Source organism: Staphylococcus carnosus, from assembly GCF_900458435.1.
Classification (GTDB): domain Bacteria; phylum Bacillota; class Bacilli; order Staphylococcales; family Staphylococcaceae; genus Staphylococcus; species Staphylococcus carnosus.
Genome location: NZ_UHCT01000001.1, coordinates 52,572 through 65,008 on the forward strand (window position 1 = coordinate 52,572; position 12,437 = coordinate 65,008).

At 32.8% G+C, this 12,437-nt stretch carries 9 protein-coding genes; 5 read left to right on the top strand and 4 right to left on the bottom strand.

The annotated features are described in order from the left end of the window. Window positions 1–34 precede the first annotated feature (34 nt). The 3 genes from DYE31_RS00215 to DYE31_RS00225 form a co-directional block, all read right to left on the bottom strand. Entirely contained in the window at window positions 35–769 is a 735-nt protein-coding gene (locus DYE31_RS00215; protein ID WP_015901672.1) for an NAD-dependent protein deacylase, read from the bottom strand. 213 nt (window positions 770–982) lie between these two features. Beyond that, entirely contained in the window at window positions 983–2,338 is a 1,356-nt protein-coding gene (gene mepA / locus DYE31_RS00220) for a multidrug efflux MATE transporter MepA (RefSeq protein ID WP_015901671.1), read from the bottom strand. A gap of 112 nt (window positions 2,339–2,450) precedes the next feature. After that, window positions 2,451–2,873 carry a MarR family winged helix-turn-helix transcriptional regulator gene (locus DYE31_RS00225; RefSeq protein WP_015901670.1) on the bottom strand — a complete coding sequence of 141 codons (423 nt, stop codon included), beginning with the start codon at window positions 2,871–2,873 and terminating at the stop codon, window positions 2,451–2,453. A 242-nt stretch (window positions 2,874–3,115) separates the two neighbouring features. Here DYE31_RS00225 and DYE31_RS00230 point away from each other — a divergent pair, with 242 nt between their 5' ends. After that, complete coding sequence (locus tag DYE31_RS00230; protein ID WP_015901669.1) at window positions 3,116–4,969, top strand: coiled-coil domain-containing protein; 1,854 nt, start codon at window positions 3,116–3,118, stop codon at window positions 4,967–4,969. Between the two features lie 74 nt (window positions 4,970–5,043). Here the strand turns inward: DYE31_RS00230 and DYE31_RS00235 are convergent, their stop codons facing one another. After that, on the bottom strand, window positions 5,044–7,170 hold the full coding sequence (locus DYE31_RS00235) for an amidase domain-containing protein (RefSeq protein WP_015901668.1): 2,127 nt from the start codon (window positions 7,168–7,170) through the stop codon (window positions 5,044–5,046). 214 nt (window positions 7,171–7,384) lie between these two features. Here DYE31_RS00235 and DYE31_RS00240 point away from each other — a divergent pair, with 214 nt between their 5' ends. The 4 genes from DYE31_RS00240 to isaB all read left to right on the top strand — a co-directional run bounded on the left by DYE31_RS00240 (window position 7,385) and on the right by isaB (window position 12,300). Further along, window positions 7,385–10,213 carry a YhgE/Pip domain-containing protein gene (locus DYE31_RS00240; RefSeq protein WP_015901667.1) on the top strand — a complete coding sequence of 943 codons (2,829 nt, stop codon included), beginning with the start codon at window positions 7,385–7,387 and terminating at the stop codon, window positions 10,211–10,213. Between the two features lie 41 nt (window positions 10,214–10,254). Next, window positions 10,255–10,704, top strand: a complete 450-nt coding sequence (locus DYE31_RS00245) for a MarR family winged helix-turn-helix transcriptional regulator (protein WP_015901666.1) — start codon at window positions 10,255–10,257, stop codon at window positions 10,702–10,704. 495 nt (window positions 10,705–11,199) lie between these two features. After that, window positions 11,200–11,577 (top strand): FtsX-like permease family protein, encoded by a 378-nt coding sequence (locus tag DYE31_RS00250; RefSeq protein WP_015901665.1) that lies wholly within the window; start codon window positions 11,200–11,202, stop codon window positions 11,575–11,577. 222 nt (window positions 11,578–11,799) lie between these two features. Then, window positions 11,800–12,300 (top strand): immunodominant staphylococcal antigen IsaB family protein, encoded by a 501-nt coding sequence (isaB, locus tag DYE31_RS00255; RefSeq protein WP_015901664.1) that lies wholly within the window; start codon window positions 11,800–11,802, stop codon window positions 12,298–12,300. Window positions 12,301–12,437 lie beyond the last annotated feature (137 nt).

Here is a 12,437-nt window from a genome sequence, read left to right on the forward strand (position 1 = left end):
TATTCCGCACACGCTTTTTTGTTTTTTACTCAAGTTATGCTTCGTTCTTTAACGCTTCGATGACTTTAACCATGTCTTCATGAATCACTAAATCTGCATCATGGTCATAAGGTGTTGAATCTAAATTAATAATCACTAGATTTTTGCCTTCAAAGTTTGAAATTAATCCGGCTGCAGGTTGTACTACAAGAGATGAACCTAAGACAACAAGAGTATCCGCTTCTCTAATCTTATTCAACGCACTGAAAATCGTACTTTGATTCAACATTTCTCCATACAGCACAATGTCAGGTCTGATGGGACCGCCGCAATTTTCACAATGACGCAGATTTTTTTCAATGACTTCACTTTTAGAATAGTCTTGGTCGCATTCAATACAGTAAAAACGATTTAATGTACCGTGGAGTTCATCCACTTCTTCACTCCCAGCATCTGTATGCAAACCATCAATATTTTGAGTGATGACACCCAAAGATTTACCTTCATTTTCTAATTCAGCAATCCAATCATGTACAATATTCGGTTTTTTATCAGCGAATAATAAATATTCATGACAGAAATTGATAAAGCCATCAGGGTCATTTTGAAAATACTCTGTACTTAATAAGTACTCAGGAGATAATCCTTTTTTTGAGATTTCATCATATAAACCTCCGATAGAACGAAAATCAGGAATACCGCTCGCGACAGAAATACCAGCACCTGTAAAAAAGGTAATCTTATTAGATTCATTTATTATTTCTTTTAACTGTTCAATTTTATTTTCCATGCTTATCACTCCATACCATTTAAAAGCATAACCAAAAGTTGATTTGTTATTTTTGTTCAACTTAAGTTTAAGATTTAATGTTTACTTTCGCAAATGACTTCAGTTATGGCATGAGTATCAAACATAGTGTATTAATCAGTTAGATTAAAAAAGAAGCATCAGCAAAAGGTTGTATTTGCTGTGCTTCTATTAAAATTAAATATCTATTATTGTTTAACCTTCTACTAATTGAGAAGTATCCACAGTAAGACGATCGCGCAGTGCATATACAATAAGCATAGAAGCAATCGCACAGATAGTTTCAGCGATTAAGAGTGACCAAATAACACCTGTTAAACCGAATAAACCATTCATAATAAATAACACAGGTATAATTACGACACCTTGAAGTATGGCCATAATTGTTGCACCTCTGCCTTGTCCAGTAGCTTGCAGCATACCAGTAAATAAGAAGCCGATACCATTTAATAATAGCGAAGTCATTGTTACTTTTAAGATGAATGTAGCCATTTCAATAATAGCGTGGTCTGTTGAAAAGAGACCAATGAGGTGATGGCCGACTGTAAATACTGCTACCATACAAATTACGAATATAACACCAATGGATGCAATTACCATTTTAATGACGTCTTTCATACGTGTTTTATTTGCCATAAAGTTATAGGCGATTAAAGGGACAACGCCTTCACATAGTCCCATAATAATGAGTTCTGGTACTTGAACGAGTCTGAAAGAAATACCATAACTTGCGATTGCGAAGTTTCCGTAATGAGATAAGAATAAATTCAAAACTAAACCAGTGAAGCCCATAAGTATGCTCATTAAAAATGCAGGAATACCGATTTTAAAAGTTTCTGTTAAAATTTGTTTGGTTGGTTTAGCAAACTTAATATTTAATGAAACCACATCATTATTTCTCATGAAGTAAATGATGAAGAATAATGCAGCTGCTACATTAGAAATAGCTGTACCAAGTGCTGCACCGACAACATCTAAATGGAAACCGAAAATCAAGATAGGATCTAAAATGATATTTAATCCAACACTAATCAACATACCGACCATTGAGATAATAGGGGCACCGACTGCTCGAGCAAATTGTTCTAAGATAAAGAATAAGATGACAAAAGGTGCACTTAAAAACATGACTTTCAGATAGTTGCTTGTAAAAGCTAATGTTTCTCCTCTAGCACCTAAAATAGCTGCTATCTGATCGCTAAAAGGTAAAGTTAATAGAATGACGATAAGTCCGAGGACAATTCCTCCGTAAACTGAGAAACTGCTGACAAACTTGCTTTTGCTATAATCCTTCGCGCCAAGTAATCGAGAAATATAGGTTCCGCCGCCTACACCAAATAAATTACCAAGTCCCATCAATATTGCAAAAATCGGCAATGTAAGTGAAATAGCAGAAATCATATGGCTGTCTCCTAGGAAACCGATAAAATAGATATTTAAAATGCCATAAATAACACTGAGTAATGTACCAATCATCATAGTTAATGAAAAGTGCATCATGGCTTTGAATATAGGTGATTTTTCAAAATAATATAATTGTTCGTCTTTCATTTTTTGTCTCTCCTTTATGAATTAAAAATGTAGTTAGAGTTCTAATAGTTAGAGTTCTAACTATTAGGTTAAAGATTAAGTAGCTGATATTCTGACCAGCTACTTTATTTGCTTATTGCTGTAAACTAGATAGCATTTTTACTAAGTTTTCTTTCATTGCTTTATTTTCTTCTGCAGTGAATTGCGCTTCCATCGTTTTTTCCATCTCATCAAAAATAGAGGTGAAAGCTTCTACTAATTTGATTCCTGATGTTGTTAAACCAATGTTCTTGCTGCGAGAATCTTTAGCGTCTATATAGCGGTAAATCAGCTTTTTACGTTCTAGATTTTTCAGCAAACTGCTGACAGTTGGACGTGTGCGCTGTAGTGCATGCGCAATATCATTTTGTGTCAGGCCGTCTTGTTGATGTGCATATAGGTAGCCAAGTGCATGGCCTTGTTCGTTTGTAATATCATATTGTTCTAATTTTTGATCGGCTTTTTGCTTCATTTCATGACTTAACATTCTAAATAGATAGGAATAAGTAAATTCCATTATCAACACACCACTTTCGTTAGAAGTCTAACTAAATATACAGCGTATAAAAGTAAATGTCAATTATTTTTTGGGAAAAATGTAGAAAGTTAAAATTAAGAGGGTTAACAAACTTGCAAACTGACTGTTATTTTAATTGTAGATTTAAGTAGATTAACTAAAAGCAGCTTATTTTTATACTAGGAAACAAGTGGTATAACAGATATAATAGTGATAATCGTCTAGTAGGAAAGGTGAATGGAATGAATAAAGAGAGAAATTACGATTTGAATTATAAGAATAAATTAAGTCGCCAATTCAAAATTTCAAGTGCAATACTTGTTATAACTTCAAGCTTAATAGGTTCAAATATAGTATTGTCTCCTTCATTAGATGCAGAGGAAACGCCAAATCTAAATAAAGAACAAAGTTCAGAGAAAACGCATCAACTTCAAGAATATATTCAAAAAAGCCGAGAGCAGCTCAATCGTATTCAAGGACTTGAAACGAATCAAAAAGAAAAGATAAATGAGCAAATCGGTAAAGCTCAAAATTTTAAAGAAATTGATAACTTGTTGAAAGAAGCAAAAAATGATACCTTGAAAAGTAATGTTGACAAAGCAAAAATTAAGGATGAATTAGAACAACAAGAACCCGATAAACTTAAAACAAAAGAAAGTGCTGAAAATCTTTCTGAAAAAAGCGAGGCATTACCAACCAAGCCTAACGCTCCGGAAAAGCCTATCAAACAAAGTTTAGAAAATGAGCAATCTAATCAAGAAGTAGAGGAATTTGTTAAGAAAATAGAAAATATTTCAAAAGAAGTTGATGAGAGTCAACTAAAAGAAAAAGAAACTCTAACAAATGAAGAAAGTTCAAATAATAAAGTAACAGAACAAGCTAATCAAACTAAGTCACAAATTAAAGATTTAAAAGATGAAGTAGATAACTTGGCAAAGCAATCTGAAAACCTTAATTCTGATTTGAATCAATATGTACAAGACAAAGAAAAGAACTTAGATTTGTTAGCATCTAAAGTTTCAGAACGAGATACAATTTCAAAAGAAAATAAAGCACGTATAGAGAAAAAAATTGAAGAAAGTAAACGTGATTTAAAACAAAGAAATGATATAGTATTCAATCGTTTAGAATCAACAGCTGACAAGAAACAAGCTGTCAAAGATATTATTGGTGATAATTTAAACGATAAAGAAACACAGAATATTTTAAAGCACATTGATACCAAAGGAAAAACAGATCAACAAATCACGAGTCAGGTTGTTGGTGAACTAGATAAATTGTCATCTTTTTCAAGTGATGGTTTATTAGAATCAATGTTTGCTAAAGCAGATAACCGAAAAGAATTAATTGAAGTTTTATTATCAACTAAATTTGATGAGCAAGAAGCAAAAGCAATTGCTAAAAAAATAATGCAAAACAATCCAGATAATGCTCGTATCGTTGAATTATTGAAGCAACATTATGGTGAAAACATCTCTGGGGACGATATTTTAGAAAATGTGTTAGATAGAGCTGATAATAAACAAAAAGCAATAGAAACGATTCTAGCTTCAAAATTGAGCGACAATAAAGCACGTTTACTTGCTAATAAAATTGCTGACAAAGGAAATAGTAAAGTAGAACTGTTGAAACTCATGAAGTCAGATGCAGATAGCCGTATTAATCAATTACTGAAAACTGACAATGAAGTTGAACAAATGAAATCGAAATTACATGGAATATTCAATCCATTAAATAGTACATTTGGTTTACTTGATCAATTAAGCAATAAACAATCTAAACCGGATTTATTAAGTGGTCATTCTAATTTATTCGGTTCTTCAAGTTTGTTAGATAAATTATTAAATGGCAAAAACTTATTAGATGGTATTCCAGATATACCTAATCCTTCACAAGGACGTGCCTTATCATTAGGAGATTCATCTGATGACTTTTTAAGCGGCTTATTCGATTATGAAGGTAACTTTGATTTACCTAAAGCCGGAGAAGCTGCCAAGAAAGTTGCTTTACCATTTGGAGCATCTATGATTATAATGGGCGGCGGTATCGTATGGTATGTAAAACATCGTAAAAGAAAAACAAAAAGCCAGATTTAAAGTATAAATAAAAGCTTCATTCAAGAAACTCAAAAATAATTGAGTCATTGAATGAAGCTTTTTCATTAATATTATTATTTACCTTTAATATAGCTTAATTGAGCAGCATCGTCGGCATCAATTGTTCTATAAGAAATGACTCCGAGGCCTTCCACATTAGATTCTGAAATCACTATCGAACCATCGCTGTTAACTTTTTCTACAAAAGCGACATGACCATAGATAGGGTCAGCATTTTGTTGGCCTGCTTCAAACACAACTGCATTATATTTTTCTGGTGTTGAAGTAACGGTATAACCTTTGTTTTCTGCCCGATTATTCCAATTGCGTGCATCTCCCAAAGTACCACTGATTTGTTTATCGAATTGCGCCATTCGATTATAAACATACCAAGTACATTGACCATGAGGATAAGGTGAATCACTCGTTGATTCGGCAAATGGTTTGAAATCTGAAGCATTTTCTTTGCTGCTTGGTTGGTAATTATTTAAATCTGGCATTTGTTTCTTATCAAATTGCGTTAAATCATAGTGTTTGATAATACTGTTAAGCTTATCAGCATATTGTGTATCAGTCGCATAGGTCTTTGCGAGATGTGCAGTAGCATCACGATAAGATGAAGCTTCACTTTTCCAGGTAGGACGGTAAATGTCAGAATTACCATCAATTCCATTTTTGATTAACTCAGCATAATCTTCGAGAGATTCTTTTTCGCTTGGATAACTGCGAAATTGTGCTGAAATCTGATACATACTATTTCCGCTATCTTCAAGTGTATTGAAATCTGCAGATTTACCTTGATAACTTCCTTTGATTCCGAATAAGTTATAATGCGGTGACTGTGCAAGTGCACTATTGCCTGAATCAGACTCTAAAATTGCTTGTGCAATCATTACAGAAGCATAAATATCTCTGTTTTGACCGATATCATGAGAATCTTCAGCAATTTTTTTGATGAATTGTCGTGTATCGCTGTTTTCTGCAACATTAAAATCACTGTTATTTTCATCATTGTTTGATAAATCAGGTAAAAGTTGGAACATCGCTGTCGATCTATTATTAGATTGTTTTAAACCATCTTCAAATGATTGTTTTGGATCTGTCTTATCTTCAAGTTGTGATTGAGTCGGCAATTGAGGATTAGCTGTAGATGTATTTGAATGTTGGTTTTCTACTTTTTTGTTTTCTTCTTGTGTATCATTTGCTTCGTTTTGGTTATCGTATTTATCTTTTTGTTTTTTAGCATCTTCACTATATTCATCTAAAATAGCGTTTATTACAGAATCATCATGCTCATTTTCTTGTTGTGAGGTATCAGTCGCTTTTTTATTTTGCGTCTCGGAATCAGCTTCATTATCAGATGGTGTGTTATCTTGTTCAGTTTTACTTTGCTCCGACTTGTCTTGTTCAGGTATATCTTGCTGAGATAGACTATCTTCTTCTTGATTTTCGTTTTCTTGAACGGATTCAGAATGACTCTCTTTAATTGAAGAATTTGCCTCATCTAACTTTCTTAACACTTCATTGTCATCTTGTGATAGCTTGTTATTTTCATGAGTATTTGAGAGTTCATCCTCTTGATTATTTGTTATATCAGTATGTGATTCATTTTGGGAAGTTGACGTTTTTTCTTCGTCAGAATCAGTGATTATAGAATGATCAGATTTATTCTCTGTTTTATTTTCATTATTTTGTCCTTGTTCTGTTTTGTTAACGTCTAAATATGATGAGCCAGAATTAGAAAATATTTGTTCCCACAAACTCGGTGTACTATTTTTCTGTTCTTTAAATGGTGCTGGCTTAAAAAAATCCAAGCTATTTTTATAATAATCAGCATAAGTTTGTTTACGTATATCCTGATGAGGATTTAATTTTTGATTATCTAATGTTTCTTCATCTTGTTTATTGTATGTGCTTTCTTTTTTATCTAAAGTGTTTTTATTGCGTGTTTTGGTTGAAGAAGATGGTTGATTTATCTCGTCATCATCATTTTTAGTAGTTTCTTTATTAGTGTTATTTGTATCTTTTGTAGACTCATTATTTTCATCAGAAGACGACTGCTTTTTATTATCATCTATATCTTTTTCTTTTAATTGTGTCGGTGATTCTTCTGAGACTTCGGCATCAACAGTGTTGAAAGGGAGTGTTGAAATCAATAAAGAAGATGAAAAAATATAGGCTAATAACTTTTGATTCCTCATGATAATACCTCTCTTTTAAATAAATTGATTTGCTATATACAAAATACTGCGTGTCTTGTTAAACTATTGATAGTTGTTATTAACGTTGATAGGCGTCAACTTTTTAGGACATACCTTTAGCAATGAAGTCATTATATCAATTTATATGAAATAAACAAATAGCTATTTGAAATTAATGTATAGAAATATAGAAAGGTTTCTAGAGGTGTATAAAGTGAAAAATGCAATAAAGCTCTTTCTGATGGATTTAAAGAAGATTATTAAAGCACCTGCTGTTTTAGTCATTTTAGGAGGCGTAATGATACTCCCTTCTTTTTATGCATGGTTCAATTTAGATGCGACATGGGATCCATATGGAAACACTAAAAATATAAAAATTGCAGTCGTCAATGAAGATAAAGGCGATAAAGTCAGAGGCAAGAGGATAAATGTAGGAGATGAAGTTTCTAAGCAATTAAAAAAGGATAATCATTTTGATTGGGAATTTGTCAGCCGTAAAAGAGCAGACCATGATTTGAAGATGGGCAAGTATTATGCGGCTATGTACATACCAGAGAAGTTCACACATCAAATAACAGGGACGCTTCGTAAAGACCCTCAGCGTGCTGATATAGAATATAAAGTGAATCAGAAATTGAATGCAATTGCACCTAAAATGACGGATGCCGGAACCAGTGCGATTGTACAGAAAGCTAATGATAAATTTAATGAAACAGTGACAAAAGCGCTTCTTAAGGAAGCGAATAGACTAGGAGTTAAACTTGAAAATGAAATACCGACTATAAATAAAATTCAAAAAGCAGTTTCTACAGCCAATAATTCTGTACCTGAAATTAATAAATTTGCTAAAAAAATATTGTATTTAGACGAAAATCAAGATCAAATAGATAATTATGCAGATGAATTCAGATCATTAAATAACTACAAAGGTGACGTTTTAAATGGCGTAGATAAACTGAATCAAGTTAATTCGGCTATTCCAGCATTAAACGAAAAAGCTAAATTGATATTAACGTTGAATGAATATATGCCGAATATCAGAAATGCGCTTAATGTTGCTTCTAATGATGTACCACAGGCATTTCCGAGAATTAATAGAGGCGTTGAGATTGCGAGTAATGGTGTTGATAAAGGCTTGCAAGGTATGAATGATGCTCGAGGTTATTTAAGTGCAATTAATCAACGTGTAGATACGTATCAAGGTATCGTTAATGATGCGCAAAATCGCAATCAAGAAGTGAATAATCGTTTGCAAGATAATTTACAAACTTCACCTCAAAGTACTTCAAAAACAAGTGAGAATAACATTAAATTTTCACTAATGAGTACGGACGGTAATTCAAATAAGACTTCTTTTGACAGCGAAGATGCAAATGCTATGGACTCTTCTTTATCCAAAGCATTATTATCGTTAACACAGTATACAGACCAACAAACGGAAAGTACACAAGAAGGTATAGGAACACTAGAAGATATTGCTTATGGCATCTTATCTTCTGATAAACCTGAAGAATTTGAACCTGTATTAGATAATATGAATTCTAGACTTGAAGCAACCAGCAAATCTAATCAGCAATTTATTGATATCTTATCTGAAATTGAAGATAGAGAAGATGTAGACCTTTCAACTGAAATCAATAAGTTAGAAGAAGCGAATAATAGTGTAAATAACTTAATCAGAAAACAAAATCTGCTTAGCGATGCATTGTCAAAAGGCAGTACTGGTAAAGCAGAAGCAGTAGATTTATTGAAAACATTGCCTCAAGTTGATCGTGACTTGAAAGGGTTAAGAAATTATATTCAAACAGAACTGAACCAAAGTTTATTGAACGTATCCAATCAAGTGACTTCAGTATTAAATAATGGCGATACAAAACTTTCAACAGTTCAATCCAAGTTGAATACTATTTCTCAAGTGATTGATGAAGGAGAAGCGATTTTAAAAGATGGTCAAAATCGAATTGAAACGATTCAAAATGCTTTACCACTTGTTGAACAAAGATATATGGATGCAATGGCTGTCGCACAACGTTATTACCCAGAATTTGAACAAGAAGTGAATAATGCGGCTTCATTTGTTAGAAATGATTTGCCTGATATAGAGCAACGCCTAGCTGATACAACTGCAACGGTAAACGAAAATATTCCGACAATATTCAACCGTTATGACCGTTTAGTAGGACTTTTAGATGAAAATCAACCAGAAGCAAAACAGAAGCTGCATGATTTAGCAGAATTTATACGCAATGATTTGCCGGGTGTCGAAAAAGATTTAGCAAAAGCAGACAAACTCTTTGATGAAATAGAAGATGACGATGCGGTTGATAAAATGGTTGATTTATTGAAAAATGATTTGAAAAAACAAGCAGATGTGGTGGCTAATCCAATTAAAATCAATCAAGAAGATATTTTTCCTGTTAAAGATTATGGGTCTGCAAGTACACCATTCTATACAGCACTAGCATGCTGGGTCGGCGCTTTGTTAATGGTAAGTTTATTAACAACAGATAATAAACATAAAGAGTTAGCATCTTATTTAACTAAAAGAGAAGAATATCTAGGGAAAAGTGGCTTATTCTATCTCATAGGTATTGTTCAAGCATTGATAGTGTCTATCGGAGATATTGTAATATTGCATGCACAAGTAGAGCATGTGGGTTGGTTCATAGGTCTAACTGTCTTAATTTCGATTGTGTTCGTAACGATTGTGTATACCTTAGTTTCATTATTAGGTAACCCAGGAAAAGCGCTTGCTATTATTTTATTAGTGTTGCAGATAGCTGGCGGAGGAGGAACGTTCCCTATAGAAGTCACACCTGAGTTCTTCCAGATTATACATCCATTCATACCGTTTTCTTATGCAGTAGATGCGTTGAGAGAAGCGGTTGGCGGGTATGTTCCGGAAATATTAACGCGGAAAGTAATTACGCTTTCATTATTTGGAATTATATTCTTACTAATTGGAATTATATTTAAACCAATTACAGATCCGATTATGAGAAAAGTAGCAGAAAGAGCAGAGAAAAGTGATGTTATGGAATAAAGAATTAAAGAGTGCTTAATTTTTGAATAAGGATGAAGAGCATGGAGCAGATTAATCAGGATTTAAAATCGGCGATTCGCAATTTTTATATCGCAATTCCTCAAATAAATAAGGAAATCACTAATATTTTACGACAAATCGAATTGAAATCTGGACAAGTTTTATCTTTTGAGCAAATAACGGCTTTGAGTATTATTCATTCTAATGAGAGTATCACAATTAACGAATTGGCTGAAGAACAAAAGATTTTCAAAACAGCTGCATCAAAACGTATTAAAAAATTAGAAGAATGTGGTTATGTACAAATTTTCCCTACCGATGATAAACGCTTGAAAGCAGTTTGTTTAACGCTTGAGGAAGAATTATTGCTAGAAGAGGCCACCGTAGCATTAACACATTCAATTAAACAATGTTTGGATTGCTGTAAAACTGAGCAAGAGTTCGAAGAATTTGTAGAACAACTTATATATTTCAAAAAGCTATTCATTTAAAATGTTTGTTTGAAGAATATATTTACACGCATTCATTAAATGAGTTTATAGAACTAATTTTTAGAGCTGGAACATCAATTGTTTCCGGCTCTTTTTGTATTATCACACCAACATTATCTTTCTATTTTTTATTTTGTAAAGTATATAAATATTTTAAGATTTTATTGCAATGTGCAACTTTATGTTTGTGTACTATTACTAACAAATTTTAAGTAGGAACTCCATGGAGCAATCACAAAATAAAGCTTTTAAAAGAATAAAAGAAAAAATATAAAAATAATCCATTCAATTCATTAAACTGGAATTACGACGAGAAAGATGACAAATAGATATTCCTTAACAACAAACTTCTATTCTTCCCTGGGTACAGATACAGTACCGATAAATATGGTTATCACAGATAATTCAAAGAATATAAATGTTATGACTGCATAGATTGTCCGGTCAGCAATCAACACTATCTTAGACGGACTTGATAATATCGTATTAATTATTGTGTTAGCTTCTTCAGCGTTATCATTCGTTGTATTATTTACACTGACAAATATCAACGTTTCAGAACGTACACGCGAATTAGCAACGTTAAGAGTCTTAGGATTCTATAAACGCGAAACAGTGATGTATATCTATCGTGAAACAATTATTCTTACAATCATAGGTATACTCGTAGGATTTATTGGTGGTTATTACTTACATCAATTTATCATGAGTACACTACCGCCGAATAATGCGATGGCAGATATGACGCTATACTGGACAAACTTCGCTATATCAACTGGTTTAACGCTATTATTCTCATTCATTGTAATGTTGATTATGGCACGCAAGATAAGCAAAATAGATATGCTGGGTGCATTGAACTCAGTAGACTAAACCTTAAATCCGATGGGAATCGAAAGATGATTTCTGTCGGATTTTTTCTATATATATACAAAAAAGCACAATATAAACATACTAAATAGTTATTGTAATTTTTCATTTTCATCAATAATTTGCATGGATAAATATATTGAATTTTCTGAAATATAATTGTAATGATTGTTATTTTGTTGTAATATAACACTAAGCACTAAAAATAATAGGAGTTGAAGAGCCATGAAAAAAGTAATTGCAGCAACCGGCGTAACCTTAACTTTGGCACTTAGCGCAAGCGTCCTTCCGGCAAACAACGATGCAGGCAATGAAGCACATGCAGCAACGCAACCTTATTATAATTACACAGGCTATACAGCGAATGATTCAAGTTTCTTTGTAGATCCGAATTTCGTGAGAGCAGTCAAATATCATAACGTCACATTTAATGGCTATAAAATACAAGGACAACATCAAGCAGTGCCGAACTCTACTAAGAATATACAAGTATATGATCAACTAATAGCGATTAATAAAGAAACGAATAACGCCGTTTCTGCTTCGTTCCCAATCAATCAAGGTCAAATCAGTAGAGAAGCAATTGAGAATGCATACGGTACAGACTATGAGTTCGCTAGCGAGAAAAATTCAAAAGACACGGGGATGATGACTTATGAGTTTGATGGCAGTACAGTGAATATCGAAATCTATCATAATATGGCAGATTCTGCTACGATTACTTGATTGTTATAAAAATTTGGTCTCGCAAATAAAATGGTAATATAGGCTGAGGAACAAGGAAGGAGCACTATCCTTCCTTGTTTTTCTATTTTTAAAAAAAAGACAAGACTATCCCTCTCTATATGTAGAGAAGTACAATC